A 24,513-nucleotide genomic window follows, 5' to 3' on the forward strand; every position below is an offset into this window, starting at 1 on the left:
CCTCGAATTATCGTTTGATTTATCTTTTTCATTATAGCAAAATTTCCAGGTAAACATCACGTAATGGATTCGCGTATCAAATTCTCCCATGCCATGCATTTATTTTTTAGAAATTATCCTCCACACTCAAATCATTATTGCTTCTAAACACCATCCTGGTTAAAAAGGCTCCTAACAAGGCCGCTGCTATCAGGATACCGAAATGAATCGAATAATTGGCGATGATCCCTATCAATGTAGAAGAGATGATGCTCCCGAAATATCGAAAGGTCGAAAAGATTCCCGATGCCGAGCCCGATGCTGATTCCTCAACTGCTTCCAGGGAAGCGACCTGCATGCTTGTAAGCCCTAAACCGATAGCCATCCCATTCACGATAAGTGTGACGGCTAAATACAGAAGCGACTAGATCTGGATGGCGAATAAGAATAATAGATTCGTCAATACCGTGATGGCGAATGAAAAGAATATGACCTTTTCCGATGGGTATTTCCTATTAAGCTGTCCGCCTACCATATTGCTTAAAGCCATGGAAATGGAGAACAGTGATAACATGACACCGCTCATGGAAGCCGATATATCCATTTTTGTGGTCATGATCAGCGGCATGACCAACAAAATCGCGTACATCGTGAAATTATTGATCAATACAGATACATTGGCATTCACGAATATAGGCCTTTAAAAGGGCTTTATTTCCATTTCTCCGGAGGATCGATCGGCAAAAATGCAACATACTATTCAATTTTTATATGAATTTACATTTATTAAGTAAATACATCAAATCCAATCACAACGAATAATCCCTACTATAGTCACGATGGTGCCTGAATGTAAAAACGCCGGCGAATATAATATTCGCCGGCGTTTTAAGGCATAGATTGGTATCAATGCTTGAAGCCCAGTTGATATTGTTTAGGGATTTCCGTTTTTTTATTTAAAGCTTTAGATGCTTCAAGTGCCCAATAAGGGTTTCGCAGCATTCCTCTGCCGACGGCGACCAAATCCGCTTCTTCATTACCAATGATTGAATTTGCAAGAATCGGATCATCTAATCGACCTACAGCAATTACCGGAATATCCAAAGCTTTTTTGATTTCCCTGGCCAACGGTGTTTGATAGCTGGCATGCGTACCAGGTCTTCCGTCTCCTCCAATTGGGCCTTCTCCTCCAGAGCTTACATGGAACATATCGACGCCTGCTTCTTTAAAGACTTGTGAAAATGCAATGCTTTCTTCAATACCATATCCGCCTTCAACGTATTCCTTTGCAGAAATGCGCATGATTAAAGGCATGTCGGCAGGCATTTCGCTTTTCACTGCTTTAATGACTTCCACTCCGAATTTAGTCAGGTCCCTTCCATATTCGTCATCACGTTTATTCGTAAGCGGTGATGTGAATTGGTGGATTAAATACCCGTGTGCACCATGTAATTCGATTACGTCAAACCCTGCTTGAACTGCCCTTCTGGCCGATGCCCGGAATTTATCGACCATTTCCTTCACTTCTTCCGTTTCTAAAGCCCTTGGTGTTTTATACGTTTCATCAAACGCAATGGCTGATGGTGCCACCGGCGTTTCCGCATCCTCCGCTTTACGGCCTGCATGGGCAATTTGTATCCCGATTTTTGCACCATATTGATGAACTTCCTTAACGATGTTGGAGAATGCCCCAATTTGATCGTCTGACCATAATCCAAGATCGCGATTCGAAATGCGACCATCAGGCTCCACATCTGTCATTTCCACTATAATTAACCCTGTGCCGCCAACTGCCCTGCTTACATAATGCTGTTGGTGCCAGTTCGTTGGTATACCATCTTCCGCTTCGACGGAGTATTGGCACATCGGCGGCATGACGATCCTATTTTTAAGTTCAAGTTCTTTTATGCGATAAGGTGAAAATAAATCATTCATAATTTTTTATCTCCTTTTTTATATAATGCATGCACATGCATTTATATCATCCCAATAAAACTGTGTCAACTAATCAGATTCCCGAAGCTGTCATTGTAAACGCCATCGTCTGTTAATACGGCATTTCCATCCCCACCAATGCGAAGATCCAATAAAAAAAGAGAAAGACGGGTATCCCGTCCCCCTGACTATAGACAAACTGGAATAATTAAGATTGCCTACATTTTTTTTGAGAGAGTGTAAAATATGAACGTTGATTTCCACTCCAGGCACTCGCTTTCCGCGGGCGGTCCGCCCTCGGCGCTCTACGCCTGTGGGGTCTCCCTTGGACGCGCTTTTCCCGCAGGAGTCTCGCCCCCTCCGTTCCAATCAACTTTGCTTAAGAATTCAGATGGAACCCCTTTTGACTACAAACTCAGACAGGTATCCCGTCCCTCTCCTTCCTACCTAATTAAAAGTCGAAATTATCAGGATCTGGACCAACACGGTGATTCTGATTCAATCCATCAATTTGGTTCATTTCCTCTTCCGTCAATTCGAAATCGAATACAGTTGAGTTTTCGACAATACGATGTTCTTTAGTGGATTTTGGAATCGTTACAATCCCATTTTGTAAATCCCAACGTAAAATGACTTGTGCAACTGATTTGCCATGCTTGGTTGCAATAGCTTGTAAAACGTCATTATCAAGAAGTTCACCTTGCATCAAAGGAGACCATGCTTCAAGTTGTATTCCTTGTTCCTTACAGAATGCCTGAACTTCTTTTTGAGTTAAACGCGGATGGCATTCCACTTGATTGACCATCGGCTTCACTTCTGCATCTTCCATTAAATCTTTTAGATGGTGAATCTGGAAATTGCTCACACCGATCGCTTTCACTTTTCCTTCTTTATATAGAGTTTCCAGCGCTCTCCAGGCTTCTTTATATTTTCCTTCCACTGGCCAATGGATAAGATATAAATCCAGGTACTCCAAGCCAAGTTTCTTTAAGCTTTTTTCGTAAGCTGCAATTGTCGATTCATAGCCTAAATCGGCATTCCAGACTTTTGATGTTACGAATAAGTCTTCCCTTGAGATTCCAGCTTCTTTTAAGCCCTCACGGATCCCTTGTCCAACCCCTTCTTCATTTTCATAAATGGCAGCCGTATCGATGCTGCGATAACCATGTTTAATGGCCACTTTAACTGCATTTACCAGCTCCGGTCCTTCTTCCACCTTAAATACGCCCAATCCAAACCAAGGCATTTCGACGCCGTTATGCAATGTAGTTGTATCTTGTAAGTTTTTCACCATTATCACTCTACCTCCAAATGATTGTTTTTGCAGATTGTAATGCGATTAAGTATCAGTATCATTACATCCCTTCAAGGAACCTTCCATCATTCGCTGAAGGGATGCAATGATACTTATATTATTGATACTCTATACGCATAGCATGCTTTTTCTAAGATGCATCACTTTTTTAATCCTATGCTATTTTGTCCGTTCCCTTGATACGGTCTTTACTTTCCATGGCCCGGCTCCAGCCTGTTAAAATCACTGCTGCAAACACCATGACTCCACCTATCCACGCTGTATGGATCAACCCGATCGAATCCGTTATCACCCCTCCTAAGTAGGCACCAATGGCGATACCCGCATTGAAGGCGGCAATATTGATGGCTGACGCCACGTCCACTGCACTCGGCACGAAACGCTCCGCTAACATGACGACATACACTTGAAGCCCCGGAACATTCATGAATGCAAACAATCCCATTAAAATGATCGTAATTAAACCAGCTACCTTGAACGGTGCCGTGAAAGTCAACACCACAAGTACAATGGCCTGAATAAGAAACATATAGAATAGGGCATTAATAGGATTGCGATTGGCGAATTTCCCGCCAAGGGTATTTCCTATCGCTATGGCTACTCCATATATTAACAAAATCAAGGCCACAGTTCCTTCTTTAAACCCTGTCACTTCCTGAAGTAACGGCGACAGGTACGTGAAGACAACGAATGTACCTCCATACCCTAACGCTGTAATGATGAATACTAACAGCAAACGCCCATTCGTCACCAATTTGAGTTGGTCTCGGAAAGTGGTCCGTGCTGCTTTTCTTAAATCTGATGGGACTAGGATGCCATTTCCGATGAAAGCGATCAAGCCGATTGCCACAATGATGATGAAAGCGAATCTCCAGCCGAATTGCTGACCGATGAAGGTTCCAAAAGGAACCCCGGTCACCGTTGCCACCGTCAGACCTGTAAACATGATGGCGATGGCACTCGCCCTGCGGTTTTCAGGGACCAAATCAGCGGCAATCGTAGCGCCGATTGACATGAAGATACCATGTGCAAGCGCTGAAATGACACGTGCGATCAATAATACACCGACCGTGGTTGCAGAAGCCGCTAATGCATTTCCGGCAATGAACACGACCATTATCCAAAGCAATAAAGTCTTTCGCGACATATTCGATGTCAGTGATGTCAGGATAGGTGCCCCGAACATGACCCCCAAGGCGTATAAGGACACCGTCAATCCCGCCGTTGTCACTGTAATGTGTAAATCTTTAGAAATGAGTGGTAATAACCCCACGCTGATGAACTCAGTTGTTCCAATCGCAAAGGCACTGATCGCTAAAGCCAGCAATGCCCATGTACTTCTATTTTTATTTGAAATCATATCCTCTTCTCCTTCTTGTCATTTTGTACTATCATTGAAATTGCCTGAGCAACTTTTTTTATAAATGGTACAGTGGAATTCGGTGTGCAAATGTTATTATGAGATATAATACAAATAAAAAACAGTACGTACTTTAAAGTGATATAGGCACCTTTTAGTACCTATAAAATAAGGAGAGTATGCAAATCATGCAAAAAAAGAAATACAATATATCCGTTGAAGCTACACTTGAAGTAATGGGCGGAAAATGGAAATGCGTTATCCTCTGCCATCTGACCCACGGGAAAAAGCGGACTAGTGAATTGAAGCGCCTTATGCCGAACATCACCCAAAAAATGTTGACCCAACAGTTGAGGGAGTTGGAAAAGGACGGAGTCATCAATCGGATCGTTTACAACCAAGTCCCCCCGAAAGTGGAATATGAACTTAGCGAGTATGGAAAAAGCCTGGAAAGTATCCTTTCCGCACTATGTACATGGGGGGAAAACCATATAACCAGAGTGTATGGTGATAAGTTTTCCGTTCTCGAGGAAAGTGTATTGAATGATCAATTAAAGTAATTCCAAATGAAAAAGATTAGCGTAATGGCTAATCTTTTTTTTGTTTATAAAGAATTCTCCTGATTTAACTAATAATCAAAGCTAGTCCCAAATCCCCTTTAATTTAACCTTCGTAGGAGGCACCTGTTTTATTCCCCTCTTTATTTTTGGTATAATATGTAATGCCAAATCATTTAAATTTTTTATTTTGTAATCGAAGAAGTATAATGGTCTAACCAAGGAGTGACATATGAGGGTCTTATTAGAATTGATACGCATCATATTAATATTCGGGATAGCCGGAACAATCCTTTCGAACATTGTAAACGGCATATATATAAACATAGGAGTGAATCAGTATGGCTGGCTATGCTATATTGCGATACTGCTTTTATTATTCGTCTGGTATAGAAATAAACTTCAGTTCAGTGGCTGGTATTCGGGAAAAGGGAAGGAAAAGCTTCCAAAAATGGCCTCACTAGTAATCATTATGTGTTCACTATTTTTGTTATGTGCCCCACCTGTTTTAAGTGTGCTGCAGATGATCTTTCATTAATCGGGATTCTATATCCTGGATAGAGCAGGAGTGAACGATTTGCGGAAATTGTTTAATATTGTGGTCCTCATACTCCTACTCTCTGGATTATGGTATGGATATGGTAAAGATATTCAGGAGTCTGGATTCAAAGCGGGGGTTAGTGCCTTTGCATCAGATGTTCGTTCATTTATTAACGGGCCCGAGGTTACGACAGCCTTGGAAAAACTAAGCACTGGGGTCAGCAGCCTGATTGGCTCGCTGACGGAAACATTGGATAACGCTTCTGAAAAAGAATCGCAGGAAACGGAAAAAGTGAAAAAACCAGCACTGGAAGCACCTGCTGATGCATCCTTCTCAGTCCGAAATATCGAAATTGGCGACACGAAGGATGATGTGGAAAAGTTGGCTGGTGATGCTAAGCGGAATACGCTGAATGAATATGGCGTGGACTGGTTTGCCTATCACGAAAATTATCAAAACTTCTTCATGGTTGCCTACGATAACGACAATAAAGTTGTTGGGTTATATACGAACCAAGATTTGATTTCCTCAAAGGAAGGCATTAAACGCGGCACTCCCAAAGAAACCGTGACCGGGAAAATGGGGGAGCCTGTAACGAAACTGCTTAAAGGAAACGTCTATTACCAGATTCGCAGTGACAGCGGCGAATACGATATGTTTGAAATGGATAATAGCTATGTGACCATTTTTTATGACAAACATGAGAAAAATACAGTCACGGCAATCCAAATCATCGACGCAAAACTCGAAAAGCAAAAGAGCGGCTATTTTGCAGAAGCCGGCCCCGGATTAAAGAAGGGCTTTGAATATCAATTATTCGATTTGACCAATGCATCACGGGTCAATCATCATCTATCCGTGCTATCATGGGATAAACGAGTGAAGGTCACTGCACAGGATCATAGTGCAGATATGGCCGTGAATCAATACTTCAACCATACAAACCTTGAAGGAGAATCCCCTTTCGACCGGATGGAAGATGACAAAATCAATTTTCGAATGGCGGGGGAAAACCTGGCTTCCGGTCAAAATAGCAGTATCTTTGCCCATGAAGGTTTAATGAATTCCATTGGACACAGGGAAAACAAATTACAGAAAGATTTTGAATCCCTCGGTGTCGGGGTTGCCTTCGATGAGGAGGATAAACCGTATTATACGGAGAACTATTTGACGAAATAAACGAAAAAGCTGTGCATGGGAAAATCCTGCACAGCTTTTTTCAGATAGGACATCCAAATGGACGCCCATGTTTTAAATCACCAAACGAATAATCCAACGACCATGGCACTTAGCAAGGAAACAGCCATCCCGCTAACCAACAGCTTCCAAACATTCCTTCCGATGATGTTCGATTTCTCATCATTAAGGATGGAATTGAATGTTCCATAGATCATGCCCACTGTACTGAAGTTGGCAAATGACGTCAAATAAGTGACAGCCACAGCGACTGTATGCGGAGGCAGTGTACTGACTTTATCCTTTAAATCGAGCAAGGCAACGAACTCATTCGTTGCAAGCTTGATTCCCATCAATTGTGCGACATACATGGCATCATGTCCAGTTAATCCAAGCAGGAATGCAAATGGACTAAAAATGACGGAGAAAATCTTTTGAATGGTCAATCCATCCACGAAGAAGCCGAAAATGCCGTTTACGCTGGCCGTTAACGCCACATAGCCGATAACCATTGCCATGATGACGAAGACCATTTTGGCCCCAACCAACATACTGTTGGAAATGGTGGAAAAGAAATCTTTACGTTCCTCTTTAGAAGGTACATAAACGACGTCTTCTTCTTTACTGACATCGACGGGATTCAGCATGTTAGCTATCAGCAATGCATTTAAGCAGTTCAAAGGTATCGCTACAAAAACATAGGTTGCCGGTACCATGGACAGGTAGGCTCCAATGATTGAACCGCTGATGCTGCTCATACTCATGATTCCAAATGTCAATAGACGCTGATCCTTAATCGCACTGAGCTGAAGGCGGAGTACGGCAAGTGCCTCGGTATTTCCCAGGAACATCATCTGAATCGAAAAGAAACTCTCAAGTTTCGGCAAACCGGAAACTTTTGAGATGAGCCATCCCACTTTATCAATGATCCAGGTAAGTATACCGAAATACGATAAAACATCAAAAAACGTGATAATGAAGATAATTGGCATCAATGCGCTGAAAAAGAAATCCACTTGTTCATTTGCCATGAGCGAAGGAAAGACAAAAGAAATCCCTTCATTCGCACATTCAATCAACCAGGTGAAGAATGAAGCGATCAGATTGATGACCCACGCCCCTATTTTTGTTGATAGCATGAACCATGTGATAAGCAATTCAAGAACCAGCAAGGTAAGAATGGCTTTCCACTTAACGTTCCTTTTATTAGGTGAACAAAGGTAAACGATGCCCATTACAACTAAAACACCTAGTATATTCAATAAGAAATACATGCTTTCATCCCCTTTGTCTATATCATTTCCCATTCGTTTTTTTTATATAAAAAGCCCTCACCTTTTTACACCTTCAGCCGCAGCAAGAAAGTGTGAAAAAGTGAGAGCCTTCATGAAACATATTAAATGGATCAAGCTTTTTTCAAGCGAACCAACATAAATCTGTTCATCTCTTCTATTTTCATACTTCCTTGTAGTCCGGCATTACGGCTGCCAGGTAGAAACTATCAGACCATTGTCACTGATATTATACAAGGATATTTTTTAAATAAATTTCTCAGGAAAGATATCATTTTAAATCAGTTTATTTTTAATTACAATACGTTTTAAAGTTGTTATATTAATATAAATTTTTCGAAAACAATGAAGGAAGTCTCCGAAGGGCCAATGTTGGGTAATACTTATGAAGGAACTGGCTAAAACTATAAACGGCCCCATCTAAAGAGGTCTTTAAATAAGCTTCCCAATAGAAATAAGGACGTGAAATTTCGTGGATTTTTTTAATAGCCAGGAAACTCTTACTGCAATCCAATGGGTTTTAAGAGCCATTGTTTCTTTCTTCTTCTTACTTTTTTCGGTTAAATTGATGGGACAACGGTCCATATCGCAGTTAAGATTACTCGATTTCATAATGGCATTGATTATTGGGAACATTCTTGCCCACCCTTTATCTGACGAAAAGTTAGGTTTGAAGGGCTCAATGATAACAACCAGTGTATTGGTCATTTTATATATAATTAGTGTGTTTGCGGTCCTTAAGTGGAGCAAACTCCGAAGTTTTTTTGACTCTGCCCCCTTTCCGCTTATCGAAAATGGACAAATCATTTACAAAAGCTTAGCAAGGGCCCGAATCTCCATCGATGTTTTATTATCGGAATTAAGAAAAGAAAAAGTCGAAGATATTCAAAAAGTATCCCTCGCACTATGGGAACCGGGCGGTACCATTTCATTGTTTTTAGATCCTCAATATGAAGCAGTAACCCCTGCAGATATGCACCTTGCAACAAATGCCTTCACTTTTCCTAAAACGATTATTAAAGAGGGAAAGATTGATTCTAAAGAATTGCATCGGGGTGGTAAAGACGAAGTATGGCTGAAAAACAGAATCAAAATAACATATAATGCCGAAGTGAACGATATTCTATTGGCAACTCTTGATCATAACGATACCTTAAAGGTCTTTTTCTACAAATAGATTTTCAGCCAAAATAAAACCCCCTCAAGTATAGTGTTAAAGCCTACATATGAATGTAGGCTTTTTGCACGTTCAACTTAAAGGGGATCAAATATATCACTTATTACTCCGACCAATTCAGTGTATTTAAGAACTTATACACATCTTCATACACCTGTTCACGTTCCTTGCCCAATGTGATAATATGGCCCGATTTTTCATACCATATCAAGTGTTTATGCTGCGTATCTACTTCATTGAAAATCGCTGTAGCACTCTCCGTATAGTCGGGATCATCCAAACGCCCTTGCAGAACAAGAGTTGGTGATGTGATTAAATCTAAATTTTCACCTGTCTCATTTATAATGTTCAACACATCTTTTAGTTGAGGCATAGGCTCTTCTTCAAGCAGCTTCACTTCTGCAGCAATTTGATCTGCATCTTTGCCCTCAAACTTCTTATAAGCCTGTGCATAATTGAGCAAGCGGTTCTTTTGCCGATCGATACTTTTTCCTTGCGTCGGAGCACACATTGAAACTACACCTTTTACAGGCAATTCAATTCCCACTTTTAATGAGAAAACTCCTCCTAAAGAAATTCCTACAACTGCAATTTCCTTATAACCTTCTTCTTTAAGGAAATTATAGCCATTAACTACATCTTCCCACCATTCCTTTGGACCTGTTTTAGCAAGTTCCTCTGCTGATACTCCGTGCCCTCTATAAAGAGGTCCGTGGCAAGTATAGTCGAGATCATTCAAGTATTTCCCTAATTTCTTCATATCTCCTGTACTTCCGGTAAACCCGTGAAGCAGAAGAACTGCTCTCTTTCCACCTATAAATGTGAATGACTCAGGTGCTTTCACTTTCATCTATCTAGGACCTTCTTTCTTTGCTCTTGTTGATAAATAGAATCTAAATGATTTTCGAAAAAAAATCAATTAATACCCCTTGAGTAGGGATTCTTCTATCCTATTCCGTATTTTCATTAAAACAATTAAATCATGTATATAGTATACTTACCACACTCTTCACAACTCATCCGTTCCGAAGCACATTTTACTATGATTAAATTAATTTAGCAATCGTCATTTAACCATTTTTTTTAAGAAAAGTAAAATGCACCTTGTGATACGATGTACAACGTATTACACTTTAAAAATGAAAAGGAGGAGATTTTATTTGGATAAAGAATTAATGAAGGGAAGCATTGACCTCCTTTTGCTCTCACTTCTTTCACAAAAAAACCTATACGGCTATGAAATCACGAAGATCTTGAAGCAAATGAGCATGGGCAAATATGAAATAGGCGAAGGCACCCTCTACCCCGCCCTTAAACGATTAGAAAAAAAAGAATTCATAAAAGGCCATTGGAAAGAGTCCGAATCAGGTCGCAGGAAATATTATCATGTCACCGAAAATGGCCAAACCGAACTTGAGCGGAAACGCGAATGCTTTTTCTTCCTGGAAAAGTTAGTTCGGAAAAGCGCAGAGCAATTCTAAACCAAATAAAAAAGCTTCCTGCACCCATTAATGGAACGGCGCAGGAAGCTTTTTTTGCTGTTTTACTCGTAAAAGCGTGCTGCACACTTAATTTCGCACTGTTTAAACGTAAAATTCGTACTGCAATCATGATTTCGACACTGTTTACTCGTGAGTTTTGCACTTTTACTCGTGAATTTGGGCTGTTTACTCGTGAGTTTTGCACTTTTACTCGTGAATTTGCGCCGTTTACTCGTGAGTTTTGCACTTTTACTCGTGAATTCGCACGTTAACTCGTGAATTACTTCAATCACGCAAAAAAAGGACCTAATTTGGTCCTTTTTTGTCTATTCCTTTATGCTTGCGATAATTGGCGCAGGAGAGCTTCATGCATTCCCCTTGAACATGCGGGCCATATTTTTCACGAAAGGCCTCGAGGCAATAGCATTTATCTTCTTCTTTTTTGGTTCCATCCATCGAGTGCATCCCTCCTGGCATTTAACTGGAGACTACACGTTTCTCCAGTTCTACGTTGATTCTTCCCAACAATACGGCACCAATGGACTGAATGATAGTTTTTACGATGATTTGGCCGATGACCGCAGCGGGTACTGCTTCCCATGGCAATATATTGGCACCCAGAGGACTTAGGCCAACCACGACAAATATCACCGAATCGAAAAATCCTCCAACGATCCCGCTGTAAAACACCCTCCAACTCATCGGGAGCTTTAAACGGGTATAAATTTCCGTATCCGCTGTTTCTGCGACCACGAAGGATAATGCGGAAGCAAACACAATCAGTAACGTATCCCCTAATAAAAATGATACACATGCAGATAAAATAAGTGCAGTGACGATGCATATATAGGTCTTCGCGCGGCCGAATTTATTCTGGACCAGATCCCGGAAGATGAAGGTTCCCCCGATGAGCAGTGTACCCATCGGGATGATGAACATGCCAAAATGTAATGGCGCAAAAGCTGCTGTAACCACATTCGCCGTGATGATGGATACTAAATACAATAAAATTCTTAACATTTCTTAATTCTCCTTATACAGAAAAAACAGCACCCTAAGAAAGAGCCCTGTTCTCCTTAGTTTTTTTGAGAGGGTAGCTAGAACCTCTTCCGCCCGGGCGGATTATCATTTTCCTTATTCATCGTAGCTTGAAAGCGATTGGAAATCAAGAAGTTTCCATACCGTCGATTTTAGTATGTATTCGCGGATACCTATTGATTTAGCCATTTACTTCAATGGCCCTGTTTCCCCCTTTTGCCGATTTCTGTCGCATAAAACTGCTTGACCGGCTGTATATGAAAGCCGAAAATCAAAGATAGAGTCATGTACCTTATTTGGCGAGGAGAAAAAGAATGATGAAAAAAACTACATTTGTCTATCCTATTTATATCGCAACCACACCAGAGAAGCTTTGGGAAGCCTTGACGAGTGGTGAAGTCACGAAGAAATACCACTTCGGATTGCAAGTACAGTCTGACTGGCAGGAAGGGTCAGCCGTTAAATATTTGCTGGAAGATGGGCGGATTACTGATTATGGGAATGTACTTAAATGCGAGCCGCTGCACCTCCTCTCGTTTACATGGATCATGGCAGGAGACGAAACACCTCGCGAGCAGCCTACACGGGTCACTTTTGAATTACAGAAAATGGACGATTCGACTGTGAAGTTAACGCTTAGGCATGAGGAGCTTTTGGAGACAGATTTCGTAAACGATGACAATACCTTTGAAGGCTTGAATAATGGATGGCCAGCCATTCTAAGTAACTTGAAGAGCTTGCTTGAAACTGGACGGACCCTGCCGCCAATATCAGTAGACTGGGATAATTAAACGGAAACTATAAAAACACATTGAAAGAGAGTTGAGTTAGTATGGATACCCAAATAATCACGAAATTCAAGATCTTCAAGCCAACGAATGAAGTGTTTGAAGCCATTGTGAATCCTGAAAAAATCGGGAATTTCTGGTTCTCATCGAGTTCGGAAAGATGGGAACAAGGCCGGACGCCAACATTGAGATATAACGAATACGATGCTGAAGTGGTCATTCATGTATTGGAAGTAGAGGAAAATAGGAAAATCGTGTTTACGTGGGGCGGAAATGATCAAGAAACGGTCGTTACAATTACACTAAAAGAGTTGGATAAAACGAGTACAATCATTGAAGTAAACGAATCTGGATTGAGTGAAGACGACCCTGAAATAATAAACAAAATGATCGGACAAAAAGAAGGTTGGGTATATACATTAACCTGTTTAAAGGGTTATTTAGAAAATGGTGTTACTACTTTAGTTTTTTAATTATTAAAGGGTGCTGGTTCGGATTTTGTGTCCTTTTGATAAGGCACCCGTTAATCAATCGCCTTCTAGATACCGATTGTCCATAAAAATCAACTAAATTTTTATACTGGAGGAGACTTAGATCTTTCGATGAATCTTTGACATGAAATTCAATCGGAAATCACTTTTAGATATATGCCCTTCGAAGCTTTTTTATAGGCTTCAATTCCCATTTTCTTGACTTTTTCAGATAAACTGGATGCTCTTACTGATTGGGTTCCTTGAATAACGGAAGGATCCATCAGGCGCATTTTATTTTTAAAATGTATATCGTATTCCAATAGATCTTCTTTCACCTTAACGTTACCATGGATCCGTTTTACCAGGTTTTGCACTTCATGGTCTTCAGTGGAGCTTAACAAGGACATGACTTCTTCATCTGTACCGAGTAGGTCATCAAGGCTGATCAGTTTTTTAGTTAAAGCCAATTTTAAGGTCTTTGCCAAGACATCATAGCCATATATATTTAGTGGATTCATGAAAAAATCAATAACTTCGCTGTAATACGTTTTCACAAACCATTCCGCCGATTCAATATTATCCAGATACATCCTTCCATTTATTATAATTACATGGTCTAGAAATTCATTAACGGATTCCAGTGTGATATGTCCATATTGATACATATCCCTGAGAGTATAATCTACCCGATCAGCACATAACTCAGGTGCTGGCTGTTCAAGCAATTCCCATTTTGATTGAAAAATGACTTTACAATCATATCCATACTCCTTCAGTATAAATGGGATTTCGGATTCCATAATGACTTGATCATATATCTTTTCATGATAATCTTCATCCTTACAATCCAGAACGAAATCAATAACATGTGAAAATGCAGTGTGGGATATGTCATGCAGCAAGCCAGCGATTTGTTCCTCTAATGAACCCCCAAGCGCTTTTATTAAAAGCATCACACCAATTGAATGGTCAAATCGTGTGACATCCCACTTCTCATTAACTAAATAACTTGCCCCGCCTTGATGTATCCCCTTCAACCTTTGGACAGGTTTGCTTACTATCAGCTCTTCAAGAACTCCCTCTACAATGTGTTTCCCATAGATACTATCCAAAACTATCAATAACTGCCGGCTCCCCCCATTAGTTTACTCATTACAGGTAGGTAATTTCACTGATTTTCTTTTGTAAAAATTATTTCCCCCTTTTCATTTTCCTCATATTGCTTTTTTGCCAATTTTTTTATTTCCTCTTCATCATTCAAATCGATATCACCTGGATTGACCTCATCAATGCCCTCTATGATTATCATTTCATTTATTATTACCTGATCTCGTGGATTCACTTTTATAAAGTCTTCTACAGGTTTTGTTTTATCTTTATACGGTTTAGTTAATAAAAAATAGCCGGTCAAGATTATGAAAATTGATGCCAAAATTCCGAATTTCTTTTTCATTTATCGATTCCCTCCAACGCTTCACCAATACCCTTATAATACCATATCAGGACATTCGTGGTATAAAAATAAATCAAGCGTATATATGGTTGGTTCCCTTTTTCTATTACAGGACATTCATATTTCCTATGATTTCACCCTTTAAAATAGCTGTAAATTCCTGTTTCTTGAGTTGCTATGGATATGGGAAAAGTCATGCCCACTAGTATTTAAGCTAACTGGTTGCGGGGAAATAATCCATCGGCAATGTTCTGCATCCCCATCTTTGCTCTCTTTTGATCAAATGGAAAAATTCAACTTAAAAAACAGCACTTTATAATTTTGTCTAATAATTGACATTTTAAAATCAGTGAGTTATCATCCTAATTAACCAGTGGTCAATAAATAAGGAGGTGACAGGATGTCGCCAAGGAAATCGGCAGGTAAAGAATTGTCCAGGGACATGGTTTTGAATGAAGCTAGAAACCTTTTTGCAACGTTAGGGTATTCGAATGTCTCAATGAGGCAATTGGCTAAATCGTTGGATTGCAGCCATGGAGCCATTTATTATCATTTTAAAAATAAGGCGGAAATATTTTATAGTTTGGTGAAAACGGATTTTTCCGTTTTAAATAATTTAATCGATGATATCATCATGTCGGAAAATGACCCTCCTGTAAAAATGGAAAAGATTTTATTGTGCTTCCTGGAGTTCGGTTTAACCCAACAGAATCATTATTCCATCATGTTCTTATCGAAGGAAAAAGAAATTCAGCAGTTACTTCAATTCGATTCTAATAAAACATACGAAAAGCTAATCCAGTCCCTGACGGACCTAACTGACAACAAACTGAATCCTGCATCCATTTGGTCGATTTTTCTTTCTCTTCACGGATTCATAACTTTTTATATTAATTCTGAACTATCTTATCAAGATGTAAAAGGTTTAGCTTATTTTCATGTAAAAAATATCACCAAGAATATCATATAATTTTTTAAATATTATTGACCAATGGTCAATTAAACTTTGGAGGTTTTAAAATGGTGAAGAAATTCCTTCATATTGAAGGACTTATGGCACTTTTAGCGGTGCTTTACATCTATTCGTTATATGAATTCAGCTGGTGGATTTTCCTTTTGTTGATTTTATCTCCTGATGTTTCCATGCTGGCCTATCTGATCAATGATCGGATTGGAGCAAAGGTTTATAACTTATTCCATACTTATATCCTGTCCATCTTCATGATTTTGTTAGCCATTTTTCTAAAGTTGGATGCAATGATGATGATTGGTTTAATATGGACCGCGCATATAGGAATGGACCGCTTATTTGGATATGGCCTTAAATACACATCATCCTTCAAAGCTACACACATGCAAAGGTTGTAATAAACTTAAAAGGCAGTGTGATTTAAACATCACACTGCCTTTACTTTACACGCCCCGCTTGTTACCCCATACATAGGTATGCAGCTGGGGCAGGACTTTCACATCATTCAATTCATCATCTGCTATCACTTTATCAATTAACTCTTCGTACTTCTTCAATAGGCCGCTGATCAGTTGACGATCATCCGCCGTCCTGCTGTCGTCATTGCCGACCTGCAGATAAAAAGGAATATCCGGGTAACGCCCATGTACATGTTTGGCATATTGATAGTCTTCCTCGTTAAAGACGACGATCTTCAATGAGACATGGTATTCAGGATTTCGATCGGCAAGGTTCGAGATGATTTGGTCAAGCACCGTAAAGTCCGTGTTCATTCCAGAGCTCGGCGGCTTAGGTGAAATAGTCAGTTCATCAATATCAAGAAGCCAATCCTGCCATCGGCTCCCTTGTGTTTCGACACCTATTTTCAATTTATTTTCATGTAAGATCGCTATCAAGCCGTTTAGGTTTTTCAGCAGAGCCGGGTTTCCGCCCGATATCGTCACGAAGGAAAAACCGGAACCCCCAATTCGCTTCAGCTCATCCCATATTTCTTCGGCAGTCATCTGGACGGTATCTTCCTTACCGGTGCCATCCCAAGTAAATGCGGAATCACACCAGGAACACGAATAATCGCAGCCGGCCGTCCGAACGAACATCGTTTTTTGACCAATGACCATTCCCTCTCCTTGGATGGTCGGACCGAAGATTTCCATAACCGGGAGTTTACTCACTTTCCATCCACTCCCGTCTGGCTTCGGCATAGCTTGTCGGCGTTTCGTACAGTCGAACGAATTCGACCCTAGCACCCTCATATTCTTTTAATGAAAGGGCTTCGGCCATTTTTTCATAAATCCAGACAACCATATTTTCAGCTGTTGTATTCATGAGCGGCAGGGTTTCATTCAAATAACGGTGATCCAGGTGAATTTCGATTTCATTTTTCCATATATCCTTGATGTCCCCAAAATCTATCATCAACCCGCGTGAATCTGTATACCCGCTCAATCCGAAAATGACCTTATACGTGTGGCCATGGAGGTTCTTGCATTTCCCTTCATAGTCATGCAGATGGTGCGCCGCGTCAAAGGTGAATTCCTTACTCACGAGGACCCTCTTGTTTGTATACTTCAATTGGCTGCGCTGAATATCTTCATCTATTTTTTGGAGTTTATCCACTATCGTAAAACCGTACATCATGAAAGCACCTTCCGTCTGCTTACATAGTCATCCAGTCCTTTTTTCCGCAGATTACATGCCGGACAATCTCCACAGCCATCGGAGATGATTCCGTTATAGCAAGTCAGGGTCTTTTCGCGGACAAAGTCGAACGCGCCAAGCTGGTCAGCAAGCTCCCATGTTTCCTCTTTATTAAGCCACATTAGCGGCGTATCAATCACGAATGACTGGTCCATGGACAAGTTCAAGGTCACATTCAACGATTTAATGAATACATCGCGGCAGTCTGGATATCCGCTGAAATCCGTTTCACAGACACCGGTGACAATATGTTTAGCGCCAATCTGACTCGCCAGCACTCCGGCAAACGAAAGGAACAGCAAATTCCTCCCTGGTACGAACGTCGACGGCAGCTCCCCTTCTTCTCCGTCCGCCACTGCGATATCACTTCTCGTCAATGCATTCGGTGCCAGTTGGTTCAGCAGCGACATGTCAAGGATATGATGGTTCACGCCCAATTCCTTGGCAATGTTTTGAGCGCATTCGATTTCCAAGCTATGCCGCTGATTATAATCGAACGTTACCGCTTCCACTTCCTCAAATCTCTCCAATGCCCAGAACAGGCACGTCGTACTGTCCTGACCTCCGCTAAACACAACCACTGCCTTTTCTTTCTTCTTCATTTCTATAAAACTCCTTTTTACGGAAAAAAACAGCACCCTAAGAATAGAGCACTGTTTCTCCTTAGTTTTTTTGAGAGGGTAGCTAGAACCTCTTCCGCCTTAACGCGGAATATTATATTTTTCCAAGTCAATAGTAACTTGAAAATGATTAGAAATCAAGATGTTTATATAAAGTGAACATTAGACCTGATGGAAAAATTGGTTAACTTTTCATTGCTTAAAAATGCCATTGAATATCCGATAAAAAAGAGTGAATAAAATTTCGATAAAGGGGTCCATTAATTTGAAAAGCATTAAAGCAAAGGTATTGGTGGCATTTTCACTCATCATATCCTTATGTGTCATCTTAGGAGCATTCAACATTTATAGCAGCAACAAGTCACTGGTTTATTCCCGGGGTATCATCGAAAGGGAACTTCCGCTTCTTATCCAAGACGAAAAGCTGCTATATAATCTAGCACAAAGAACCGCATTCGCCCGAGCCTATATTTTATATGGCGACGAGAGTTATAAAGAAAGGTTCTTACAATATACTGAAGAAAGCCAGGTCATCCAGGAGGAACTCCTAGCCTTAAGCGATTCTGATAAAGCAAAGGGATTGATCGAGAAAAGCGTGGATTGGAGGACGATGATTGTAGAGCGGGTATTTACGCAATATGAAAATGAAATGAAGAACGCGCTAAAGAAATACTCAAAAATGAAGTGGCGCCAATCAGCAATGAAGTAATGGAGGGTTTCAAGGAGCTTGCTTCAAAACGCGAGGAATTGATTGTCGCTTCAGGTGAAACCGTAATCGAAAGCGGGAAATCGGTCAAGACGACAAGTATCATCATGTCCATTGCGGCAGTCCTTATCGGCCTTGTGCTGGCGCTTGTTACTGCCAACCTCATTACCACCCCTCTCCTTAAAATCAGGGACAGGATGAAAATGGTGGCTGACGGAGAACTGAATCATGAGCCCCTGGAGCAAAAGTCATATGATGAACTGGGCGAATTAACGGTCTCCGCCAACCAAATGCAGCAAAACCTTCGTGATACGATTGAAAAAATGCTCGTTGTTTCGCAATCCGTTTCCAACCAAAGCGAGGATCTGACTCAATCAGCAAATGAAGTGCGGCAGGGCAGCAAGCAAATAGCGACTACAATGTATGAACTTTCGGAAGGTTCGGAGTCACAAGCCAACCGGGCAGCTGAAATGGTTCGTATGATGGATGATTTCACCGGCAGGATCGATTTGGCCCACCTAGAAGGAGTGGATGTAGCTAAAAGTTCAACCGAAATCCTTTCCTTGACCAAGGAGGGCACCGCTTTAATGCGCAGTTCGGTCCAACAGATGCAAAGTATTGATGTGATTGTCAAAAGTGCCGTAGAGCAAGTGAAAGGGCTCGATTCTCAATCACAGCAAATTTCGCAGCTTGTGCAGGTCATCAAGGATATATCCAATCAAACCAATCTATTGGCGCTGAATGCAGCCATAGAAGCCGCTCGTGCTGGTGAACATGGCAAGGGCTTTGCCGTCGTTGCCGATGAAGTGCGGAAACTCGCTGAAGAGGTCACACACTCCGTCGGGGATATCACCAATATTGTCTCCGCCATTCAAACGCGTTCAAAAACAGTCGTCCACTCCCTGGAAGATGGTTATACACAAGTTGATGAAGGCAGGAAACAGATCACGCTCACAGGCCGAACCTTTGAAACAATCAATCACTCTGTCGGGAATGTGGAAATGAAAATACAGCAAATTACAGAAGAATTGAACTATATCTTCACAAATAGTAAAAAAATCAATCAGGCTATCGAAGATATCGCAGCCGTTTCTGAAGAGTCTGCGGCAGGAATCGAACAAGTCTCCGCCTCCGCCCAGCAATCCAGCTCTTCGATGGATGAAATCACGAATCATGCCAGTGAACTTGCATCTTCGGCAGAATTGCTGACTGAACAGGTTAAGAAGTTCCAATTATGACATTAGCAATTTCCCGATACGTGAATGCGGGAAATTGCTTTTTTTCTCCTATTATAAGGGTTGTTTCATTTTCGTATATTCGGGTAATAAATAACTATACACAATAATGAAGCATTAAAAAGAAAATCTATTAAAAGCGGCTGGAATTGATAATTTTCCTTTGTTTTCAGAATATTTAGTGTATAATGAATATAAGGAATATTTTAACTTAGTTAATCATTGCTTCCAATACCCGCTTTCTGCTAATCCCGACATTCCCTTTCAACACCATGCACGGTCACTTATACTCAGTAAGGATCCATCGCATGCTTTCTCTCGAATCAAACTGTTCACAACTTTATTCACACAAAAACATAATTGCCACTCCAAATTTGCAAAAAAAGGTTAAACTTCACCAACGATATGTTACTATTAAACTAAGACCTTTTAACCCCACAAGGAGGAATTCATATGAAACGTTTTTTCAAATTCATCGCAGATTTTAACGAAAGAAAAGCACTCGAACGGGAAACCAAAGAATTCTTTCGCAAAGAATACGAAAATTATATGAAGATGAATCCTGACAATCAAGGAAAAAGAAGGAGATTAGCTCCTAGATTTTATGTGATTGATGGCGGTAAAAAGGACTCCACCCTTGAGATTTCTGACAGAAAGAAATCCAGTTAAACCTGATTCCTTCCATAATCAGCTACCCCTGCTGTAGCTCAAGAACCACAAACGTTAAAGCTCCTAGATATACGGAGAATCGTCACCATTCCATTCATTTACAATATATAAGCCGAAAGCTCAGATGCTTCTGAGCTTTCGGTTTGTCGACAAACGGGGGCGGTACGGTCTTATCCCAGCCATGTTTTTAAACAAGACTAGATTATCTTTCATGTTTTTACTGTAATCCATATTGGAATGAAGAAATTTACGACACTCCTACCGAATAACTGGCTAGCCGAGAAACTGCAGTGGCTTGCTTTAATGAGGCTTGGCAGACAGTCGGCGGAAAGGGAGCGTATTTCTGAAATCAACTGGAACGTTTTTTAAAGAAAAAAATACAGTCCGAAAGCTCAGATATGCTTCTGAGCTTTTTTATTTTTTCTTATATAAACACTATATCTATAGAAGAAACTAGGTATTTTTTAAAAGAAATGGGTTAACTTTAGTTTATTTCATGTTTTAGGTAAAAGTTCAATTATAGGCCCATGGGTATTTACTAAGAGAAAAACTGGATAATATCAAAAAAAAGAGATGTGTTCTTTTACTCATCTTTATCCAATTCAAAAGAGTTCAACTAATTGAGTCGTTAGATGCAATATTTCACATTGAATGACAAATGCATAAAAATTATTAAGTTTATGTCAAACAATGGGTATAAACAATTAATAAACTGTAATAAACATCACTTTTTATAAATAATTATTATTCAAATATAGTCGCTATGAATTAGGTTCAATTGCTCACAAAACTACTTTGATTCAGACCAAAATGGGTTTTTATTAAACTTTCCATAATTTAGTGTAAAAAAAATTTGGATTCCTTCGATTCCCCCCCATATCTTTGTACTCATAAAATATTTTATCCCATTAGATACTATTACACCCCAATATACATTTATTTGAAAAAGATAAGTATAACTATATTACAATAGAATAATTCGCTCTTGCCTATTAAGTTTAAAATCATGTAGTGTGTATTCAGTAATTCAAATATTTGAAAAAAAGAGAGGTTAAAAAATGGCACCAATATTTATTTGTGCGATCTTTTTGCTTGGTTATGGCATTTTTGAACAAAAACGCCATCAGAAGCGTCTCGACTCCATTCCAGTACGTGTGAATGTGAATGGGATTCGAGGGAAATCGACTGTAACGCGTCTAATTACAGGTGTGATCCAGGAAGCAAAATACAAAACAGTAGGTAAAACAACCGGAACATCGGCAAGGATGATCTATTGGTTTACCGACAAGGAAAAACCGATTGTACGCCGCCCTGAAGGACCCAACATAGGAGAACAACGGCGTGTAGTTAAAGAAGTTGCCGACTTAGGCACGGAAGCACTGGTTTGTGAGTGCATGGCCGTTCAGCCTGACTATCAACTAATCTTCCAAAACAAAATGATCCAAGCAAACATTGGGGTCATCGTGAATGTATTGGAAGACCATATGGATGTCATGGGACCGACTATGGATGAGGTTGCTGAAGCTTTCACTGCTACCATACCCTATAATGGTCACTTAATAACCATCGAAAGTGAATATTTGGACTTTTTCAAGCAAATTGCCAAAGAACGCAACACAAAAGTGATCGTTGCGGACAATTCCAGAATATCGGAAGACTTCCTGCGTGAATTCGACTATATGGTATTTCCGGATAATGCATCACTGGCCCTGGCCGTTGCTGAAGCTTTGGGCATTGATGAAAAAACGGCTTTTCGCGGCATGTTGAATGCGCATCCCGATCCAGGGGCCATGCGGATTACCCGGTTTGGAGATCCAATCCAGCCAACTTTCTTTGTCAATGGCTTTGCAGCAAACGACGCGGCATCGACGCTGAACATCTGGGATCGTGTCAAAACGTTCGGATACAGCTCAGAACCTCCTATCGTCATCATGAACTGCCGGGCTGACCGTGTGGACCGTACCGAGCAGTTTGCTAGAGATGTATTGCCTTACATAAAATCTGAAATCGTCATTGCCATTGGTGAAACCACATCACCGATTACAAGGGTATTCGAGCAAGGGAAATTGGATACTAAAGAATATTGGGATTTAGAAAACTGGTCAACTGAAGAAATCGTGGCCCGTCTCCGCCCATTGATGAAAAATCGCATCGTCTACGGTGTCGGGAATATTCACGGTGCTGCGGAACCATTAATTGAAGCATTCATGAAATCTAAAACAAAGCAAAAAGCAAGTTAAGTAGGAGGAACCTTAATGTTTGGATCGGATTTATATGTAGCCCTAGTATTGGGAGTAACGCTTAGCCTTATATTTTCAGAAAAGACGGGTGTCGTACCCGCAGGACTTATCGTGCCAGGTTATTTGGCATTAGTATTTGATCAATGGGAAATCATGCTGACCATTTTGATCATTAGTGTCGTAACTTATTTAATCGTCACTCACGGCCTTTCAAGATGGGTGATTTTATATGGAAGAAGAAAATTCGCCGCCATGATGGTGACCGGGATTTGCTTGAAACTCCTATTGGACTTAGTCTACCCCGTCATGCCCTTTGAAATATTCGAGTTTCGGGGAATCGGTATAATCGTACCTGGATTGATAGCGAATACCATACAAAGACAAGGAATGCCATTGACACTTGGCAGCACGCTTTTATTATCCGGCTTAACTTTCGGCTTAATGAACGTGTACTACCTATTCTGAGGTGCAAAAAATGAAACGGACTTTAAATGCAAAAGAAAAAACACTTATCTTTATTAAACGCACGAAGAAAAAGAATCTTAAATACACTGGAATCATACTACCTATATTACTAATCGCTTTAGTCATTACCACATGGATGGGACGGGCTGAGGAAGTGAAAACAGTCGAATTGAATTCCGATCAACCATTTACGATGACAATGGTCGGTGATGTGATGATGGGACGTTATGTTGAAGAAGTGACGGAAAAGCACGGGTACGAATACCTCTTCCGGTATATGAAACCCTATTTTTCCAATTCGGATTATGTCAGTGGGAACTATGAACATACCGCTTTAAAAGAAGATGTATCTAACTACAAGGAAGCAGATACGCCCATCCGGTTAAACTCGAATACCAGTGGTGTGGAAGCCGTTAAAGATGCTGGCTTCTCTGTGGTGTCTTTGGCCAATAACCATATGATGGACTATGAAGAACAAGGACTTCTTGACACGATTGATGAATTCAAAAGTGCGGATATGCACTATGTTGGTGTTGGCTCGAACTCTGCGGAAGCAAAAAACAGCATCGACTATGCGGATGTTAATGGCGTACGTGTCGCAACACTTGGCTTCACAGATGTTTACGGTAAGAATGCCGTGTCTAAAAATGATAAAGCCGGACTATTAAACTCCAATCCTGATTTATTATTTGAAATGATCGGCAAAGCAAAAGATGCCAAGCAAGGCAACGCAGACTTGGTTGTGGTGAATATGCACTGGGGACAAGAGTATTCGACATCTACAACCGCCCGTCAAACAGACTTGGCTAAAGCTATCATCGATGCGGGGGCTGACATCATCATCGGCCATCACCCCCACGTTCTTCAATCGTTTGATGTTTATAAAGATGGAATCATTTTCTATAGCTTAGGAAATTTCATATTCGATCAAGGCTGGACACGCACAAAGGATTCAGCCATGGTTCAATACCATTTAGCGGAAGACGGAAAAGCTACAATCGATGTTGTACCATTGCAAATTGAAGAAGCAACACCAAGGCCAGCTACCTCTTCAATTGACAAATCACGTGTTTACCGGCAATTGACGAAGGAAACGAGTGAAAAAGTCCAGTGGTCGAAAAAAGAGGATCGCATCGAGATTACCTTGGATCACAAGAAGGTAATCGACCATAAGGCACAACGTGAACTAGAGGAAAAGGCAGCAATGGAAAAGAAAGCTGCACTGGAGAAAAAAGCTGCACAAGAGAAAAAGGCAGTCCAAGCTAACCAACAGGAAATACACCCCATTCAGTAAGGAACGCTTTGTCACTACTTTTAGAAGAATGAAGACACACAACTTAGAAGC

At 40.6% G+C, this 24,513-nt stretch carries 29 protein-coding genes and 3 riboswitches; of the genes, 15 read left to right on the forward strand and 14 right to left on the reverse strand.

Features of this window, described 5'->3' with window-relative positions:
* Positions 1 to 106 precede the first annotated feature (106 nt).
* The 5 genes from ACIQ0C_RS06255 to ACIQ0C_RS06275 form a co-directional block, all read right to left on the reverse strand.
* Positions 107 to 373, reverse strand: coding sequence for a hypothetical protein (locus ACIQ0C_RS06255; protein WP_403058168.1), 267 nt, complete (start codon positions 371 to 373; stop codon positions 107 to 109).
* Between the two features lie 30 nt (positions 374 to 403).
* On the reverse strand, positions 404 to 628 hold the full coding sequence (locus tag ACIQ0C_RS06260) for an MFS transporter (protein WP_403058993.1): 225 nt from the start codon (positions 626 to 628) through the stop codon (positions 404 to 406).
* Between the two features lie 257 nt (positions 629 to 885).
* Positions 886 to 1,914, reverse strand: a complete 1,029-nt coding sequence (locus ACIQ0C_RS06265) for an NADH:flavin oxidoreductase/NADH oxidase (RefSeq protein WP_403058171.1) — start codon at positions 1,912 to 1,914, stop codon at positions 886 to 888.
* 451 nt (positions 1,915 to 2,365) lie between these two features.
* The gene (locus ACIQ0C_RS06270; RefSeq protein ID WP_402835408.1) at positions 2,366 to 3,208 is read right to left on the reverse strand and encodes an aldo/keto reductase; all 843 of its coding nucleotides are present in this window, start codon (positions 3,206 to 3,208) and stop codon (positions 2,366 to 2,368) included.
* Positions 3,209 to 3,383: 175 nt separating this feature from the next.
* Positions 3,384 to 4,589, reverse strand: a complete 1,206-nt coding sequence (locus tag ACIQ0C_RS06275) for an MFS transporter (protein WP_403058174.1) — start codon at positions 4,587 to 4,589, stop codon at positions 3,384 to 3,386.
* A gap of 188 nt (positions 4,590 to 4,777) precedes the next feature.
* Between ACIQ0C_RS06275 and ACIQ0C_RS06280 the strand changes: the two genes are divergently transcribed.
* From ACIQ0C_RS06280 to ACIQ0C_RS06290, 3 genes are all read left to right on the forward strand, one after another.
* The gene (locus tag ACIQ0C_RS06280) at positions 4,778 to 5,149 is read left to right on the forward strand and encodes a winged helix-turn-helix transcriptional regulator (protein ID WP_402835410.1); all 372 of its coding nucleotides are present in this window, start codon (positions 4,778 to 4,780) and stop codon (positions 5,147 to 5,149) included.
* Positions 5,150 to 5,378: 229 nt separating this feature from the next.
* The gene (locus ACIQ0C_RS06285; protein ID WP_403058177.1) at positions 5,379 to 5,684 is read left to right on the forward strand and encodes a hypothetical protein; all 306 of its coding nucleotides are present in this window, start codon (positions 5,379 to 5,381) and stop codon (positions 5,682 to 5,684) included.
* Between the two features lie 30 nt (positions 5,685 to 5,714).
* On the forward strand, positions 5,715 to 6,866 hold the full coding sequence (locus tag ACIQ0C_RS06290; protein ID WP_403058180.1) for a CAP domain-containing protein: 1,152 nt from the start codon (positions 5,715 to 5,717) through the stop codon (positions 6,864 to 6,866).
* A 77-nt stretch (positions 6,867 to 6,943) separates the two neighbouring features.
* Here the strand turns inward: ACIQ0C_RS06290 and ACIQ0C_RS06295 are convergent, their stop codons facing one another.
* A complete protein-coding gene (locus ACIQ0C_RS06295; RefSeq protein ID WP_095394328.1) occupies positions 6,944 to 8,137 on the reverse strand; it encodes a nucleoside transporter C-terminal domain-containing protein in 1,194 nt (397 codons plus the stop codon).
* Between the two features lie 174 nt (positions 8,138 to 8,311).
* Positions 8,312 to 8,412: riboswitch (purine riboswitch) on the reverse strand.
* A gap of 215 nt (positions 8,413 to 8,627) precedes the next feature.
* Between ACIQ0C_RS06295 and ACIQ0C_RS06300 the strand changes: the two genes are divergently transcribed.
* On the forward strand, positions 8,628 to 9,332 hold the full coding sequence (locus ACIQ0C_RS06300) for a DUF421 domain-containing protein (RefSeq protein ID WP_403058183.1): 705 nt from the start codon (positions 8,628 to 8,630) through the stop codon (positions 9,330 to 9,332).
* A 103-nt stretch (positions 9,333 to 9,435) separates the two neighbouring features.
* Here the strand turns inward: ACIQ0C_RS06300 and ACIQ0C_RS06305 are convergent, their stop codons facing one another.
* Entirely contained in the window at positions 9,436 to 10,182 is a 747-nt protein-coding gene (locus tag ACIQ0C_RS06305) for an alpha/beta hydrolase (protein WP_402835414.1), read from the reverse strand.
* 310 nt (positions 10,183 to 10,492) lie between these two features.
* Between ACIQ0C_RS06305 and ACIQ0C_RS06310 the strand changes: the two genes are divergently transcribed.
* Positions 10,493 to 10,813: a PadR family transcriptional regulator gene (locus tag ACIQ0C_RS06310; RefSeq protein ID WP_403058186.1), complete on the forward strand. Its 321-nt coding sequence runs from the start codon at positions 10,493 to 10,495 to the stop codon at positions 10,811 to 10,813.
* 306 nt (positions 10,814 to 11,119) lie between these two features.
* Here the strand turns inward: ACIQ0C_RS06310 and ACIQ0C_RS06315 are convergent, their stop codons facing one another.
* Positions 11,120 to 11,269 (reverse strand): hypothetical protein, encoded by a 150-nt coding sequence (locus tag ACIQ0C_RS06315; RefSeq protein WP_155726451.1) that lies wholly within the window; start codon positions 11,267 to 11,269, stop codon positions 11,120 to 11,122.
* A gap of 21 nt (positions 11,270 to 11,290) precedes the next feature.
* On the reverse strand, positions 11,291 to 11,833 hold the full coding sequence (locus tag ACIQ0C_RS06320; protein WP_403058189.1) for a VUT family protein: 543 nt from the start codon (positions 11,831 to 11,833) through the stop codon (positions 11,291 to 11,293).
* Positions 11,834 to 11,883: 50 nt separating this feature from the next.
* Positions 11,884 to 11,926: riboswitch (PreQ1 riboswitch) on the reverse strand.
* 239 nt (positions 11,927 to 12,165) lie between these two features.
* Between ACIQ0C_RS06320 and ACIQ0C_RS06325 the strand changes: the two genes are divergently transcribed.
* Both ACIQ0C_RS06325 and ACIQ0C_RS06330 read left to right on the forward strand, forming a co-directional pair.
* Complete coding sequence (locus tag ACIQ0C_RS06325) at positions 12,166 to 12,642, forward strand: SRPBCC family protein (RefSeq protein ID WP_403058192.1); 477 nt, start codon at positions 12,166 to 12,168, stop codon at positions 12,640 to 12,642.
* Between the two features lie 41 nt (positions 12,643 to 12,683).
* A complete protein-coding gene (locus tag ACIQ0C_RS06330) occupies positions 12,684 to 13,112 on the forward strand; it encodes an SRPBCC family protein (protein WP_403058195.1) in 429 nt (142 codons plus the stop codon).
* Between the two features lie 149 nt (positions 13,113 to 13,261).
* Here the strand turns inward: ACIQ0C_RS06330 and ACIQ0C_RS06335 are convergent, their stop codons facing one another.
* Positions 13,262 to 14,233 carry an HD domain-containing protein gene (locus ACIQ0C_RS06335; RefSeq protein ID WP_403058198.1) on the reverse strand — a complete coding sequence of 324 codons (972 nt, stop codon included), beginning with the start codon at positions 14,231 to 14,233 and terminating at the stop codon, positions 13,262 to 13,264.
* Positions 14,234 to 14,280: 47 nt separating this feature from the next.
* The gene (locus ACIQ0C_RS06340) at positions 14,281 to 14,565 is read right to left on the reverse strand and encodes a hypothetical protein (protein ID WP_403058201.1); all 285 of its coding nucleotides are present in this window, start codon (positions 14,563 to 14,565) and stop codon (positions 14,281 to 14,283) included.
* Positions 14,566 to 14,965: 400 nt separating this feature from the next.
* Here ACIQ0C_RS06340 and ACIQ0C_RS06345 point away from each other — a divergent pair, with 400 nt between their 5' ends.
* Positions 14,966 to 15,535, forward strand: coding sequence for a TetR/AcrR family transcriptional regulator (locus tag ACIQ0C_RS06345; RefSeq protein WP_402835421.1), 570 nt, complete (start codon positions 14,966 to 14,968; stop codon positions 15,533 to 15,535).
* Positions 15,536 to 15,585: 50 nt separating this feature from the next.
* Entirely contained in the window at positions 15,586 to 15,933 is a 348-nt protein-coding gene (locus ACIQ0C_RS06350; RefSeq protein ID WP_403058204.1) for a DUF4260 domain-containing protein, read from the forward strand.
* 45 nt (positions 15,934 to 15,978) lie between these two features.
* Here the strand turns inward: ACIQ0C_RS06350 and queE are convergent, their stop codons facing one another.
* Genes queE through queC form a run of 3 tightly spaced genes read right to left on the reverse strand, consistent with a single transcriptional unit; the run spans position 15,979 to position 17,835 of the window.
* A complete protein-coding gene (gene queE, locus ACIQ0C_RS06355; protein WP_403058207.1) occupies positions 15,979 to 16,707 on the reverse strand; it encodes a 7-carboxy-7-deazaguanine synthase QueE in 729 nt (242 codons plus the stop codon).
* Entirely contained in the window at positions 16,700 to 17,170 is a 471-nt protein-coding gene (queD, locus tag ACIQ0C_RS06360; protein ID WP_076366231.1) for a 6-carboxytetrahydropterin synthase QueD, read from the reverse strand. Before queD ends, queE begins: the two co-directional genes overlap by 8 nt.
* On the reverse strand, positions 17,170 to 17,835 hold the full coding sequence (queC, locus tag ACIQ0C_RS06365; protein ID WP_034309401.1) for a 7-cyano-7-deazaguanine synthase QueC: 666 nt from the start codon (positions 17,833 to 17,835) through the stop codon (positions 17,170 to 17,172). Before queC ends, queD begins: the two co-directional genes overlap by 1 nt.
* Before the next feature lie 55 nt (positions 17,836 to 17,890).
* Positions 17,891 to 17,933, reverse strand: a riboswitch (PreQ1 riboswitch).
* A gap of 185 nt (positions 17,934 to 18,118) precedes the next feature.
* Here queC and ACIQ0C_RS06370 point away from each other — a divergent pair.
* The 6 genes from ACIQ0C_RS06370 (at position 18,119) to ACIQ0C_RS06395 (ending at position 24,462) form a co-directional block, all read left to right on the forward strand.
* Positions 18,119 to 18,562, forward strand: coding sequence for a CHASE3 domain-containing protein (locus tag ACIQ0C_RS06370; protein WP_403058211.1), 444 nt, complete (start codon positions 18,119 to 18,121; stop codon positions 18,560 to 18,562).
* A complete protein-coding gene (locus tag ACIQ0C_RS06375) occupies positions 18,562 to 19,797 on the forward strand; it encodes a methyl-accepting chemotaxis protein (protein ID WP_403058214.1) in 1,236 nt (411 codons plus the stop codon). Before ACIQ0C_RS06370 ends, ACIQ0C_RS06375 begins: the two co-directional genes overlap by 1 nt.
* 450 nt (positions 19,798 to 20,247) lie before the next feature.
* Positions 20,248 to 20,463 carry a hypothetical protein gene (locus tag ACIQ0C_RS06380; RefSeq protein ID WP_403058217.1) on the forward strand — a complete coding sequence of 72 codons (216 nt, stop codon included), beginning with the start codon at positions 20,248 to 20,250 and terminating at the stop codon, positions 20,461 to 20,463.
* Between the two features lie 1,058 nt (positions 20,464 to 21,521).
* Positions 21,522 to 22,703: a poly-gamma-glutamate synthase PgsB gene (gene pgsB / locus ACIQ0C_RS06385; RefSeq protein WP_403058220.1), complete on the forward strand. Its 1,182-nt coding sequence runs from the start codon at positions 21,522 to 21,524 to the stop codon at positions 22,701 to 22,703.
* Between the two features lie 15 nt (positions 22,704 to 22,718).
* Complete coding sequence (pgsC, locus tag ACIQ0C_RS06390) at positions 22,719 to 23,168, forward strand: poly-gamma-glutamate biosynthesis protein PgsC (protein WP_048687555.1); 450 nt, start codon at positions 22,719 to 22,721, stop codon at positions 23,166 to 23,168.
* A gap of 10 nt (positions 23,169 to 23,178) precedes the next feature.
* Positions 23,179 to 24,462, forward strand: coding sequence for a CapA family protein (locus tag ACIQ0C_RS06395; protein ID WP_403058223.1), 1,284 nt, complete (start codon positions 23,179 to 23,181; stop codon positions 24,460 to 24,462).
* The last annotated feature ends 51 nt before the right edge of the window (positions 24,463 to 24,513 follow it).

This window comes from Peribacillus sp. NPDC096448, from assembly GCF_044762675.1.
In the GTDB taxonomy this organism is placed as follows: domain Bacteria; phylum Bacillota; class Bacilli; order Bacillales; family DSM-1321; genus Peribacillus; species Peribacillus frigoritolerans_B.

Coding starts and splice junctions, on each gene's coding strand:
- ACIQ0C_RS06260 (WP_403058993.1), bottom strand. CDS start 628: ATGTACGCGATTTTGTTGGTCATGCCGCTGATCATGACCACAAAAATG.
- ACIQ0C_RS06265 (WP_403058171.1), bottom strand. CDS start 1,914: ATGAATGATTTATTTTCACCTTATCGCATAAAAGAACTTGAACTTAAA.
- ACIQ0C_RS06270 (WP_402835408.1), bottom strand. CDS start 3,208: ATGGTGAAAAACTTACAAGATACAACTACATTGCATAACGGCGTCGAA.
- ACIQ0C_RS06275 (WP_403058174.1), bottom strand. CDS start 4,589: ATGATTTCAAATAAAAATAGAAGTACATGGGCATTGCTGGCTTTAGCG.
- ACIQ0C_RS06280 (WP_402835410.1), top strand. CDS start 4,778: ATGCAAAAAAAGAAATACAATATATCCGTTGAAGCTACACTTGAAGTA.
- ACIQ0C_RS06285 (WP_403058177.1), top strand. CDS start 5,379: ATGAGGGTCTTATTAGAATTGATACGCATCATATTAATATTCGGGATA.
- ACIQ0C_RS06295 (WP_095394328.1), bottom strand. CDS start 8,137: ATGTATTTCTTATTGAATATACTAGGTGTTTTAGTTGTAATGGGCATC.
- ACIQ0C_RS06305 (WP_402835414.1), bottom strand. CDS start 10,182: ATGAAAGTGAAAGCACCTGAGTCATTCACATTTATAGGTGGAAAGAGA.
- ACIQ0C_RS06315 (WP_155726451.1), bottom strand. CDS start 11,269: ATGGATGGAACCAAAAAAGAAGAAGATAAATGCTATTGCCTCGAGGCC.
- ACIQ0C_RS06320 (WP_403058189.1), bottom strand. CDS start 11,833: ATGTTAAGAATTTTATTGTATTTAGTATCCATCATCACGGCGAATGTG.
- ACIQ0C_RS06325 (WP_403058192.1), top strand. CDS start 12,166: ATGATGAAAAAAACTACATTTGTCTATCCTATTTATATCGCAACCACA.
- ACIQ0C_RS06330 (WP_403058195.1), top strand. CDS start 12,684: ATGGATACCCAAATAATCACGAAATTCAAGATCTTCAAGCCAACGAAT.
- ACIQ0C_RS06340 (WP_403058201.1), bottom strand. CDS start 14,565: ATGAAAAAGAAATTCGGAATTTTGGCATCAATTTTCATAATCTTGACC.
- ACIQ0C_RS06345 (WP_402835421.1), top strand. CDS start 14,966: ATGTCGCCAAGGAAATCGGCAGGTAAAGAATTGTCCAGGGACATGGTT.
- ACIQ0C_RS06350 (WP_403058204.1), top strand. CDS start 15,586: ATGGTGAAGAAATTCCTTCATATTGAAGGACTTATGGCACTTTTAGCG.
- queD (WP_076366231.1), bottom strand. CDS start 17,170: ATGTACGGTTTTACGATAGTGGATAAACTCCAAAAAATAGATGAAGAT.
- queC (WP_034309401.1), bottom strand. CDS start 17,835: ATGAAGAAGAAAGAAAAGGCAGTGGTTGTGTTTAGCGGAGGTCAGGAC.
- ACIQ0C_RS06375 (WP_403058214.1), top strand. CDS start 18,562: ATGGAGGGTTTCAAGGAGCTTGCTTCAAAACGCGAGGAATTGATTGTC.
- ACIQ0C_RS06380 (WP_403058217.1), top strand. CDS start 20,248: ATGAAACGTTTTTTCAAATTCATCGCAGATTTTAACGAAAGAAAAGCA.
- pgsB (WP_403058220.1), top strand. CDS start 21,522: ATGGCACCAATATTTATTTGTGCGATCTTTTTGCTTGGTTATGGCATT.
- pgsC (WP_048687555.1), top strand. CDS start 22,719: ATGTTTGGATCGGATTTATATGTAGCCCTAGTATTGGGAGTAACGCTT.
- ACIQ0C_RS06395 (WP_403058223.1), top strand. CDS start 23,179: ATGAAACGGACTTTAAATGCAAAAGAAAAAACACTTATCTTTATTAAA.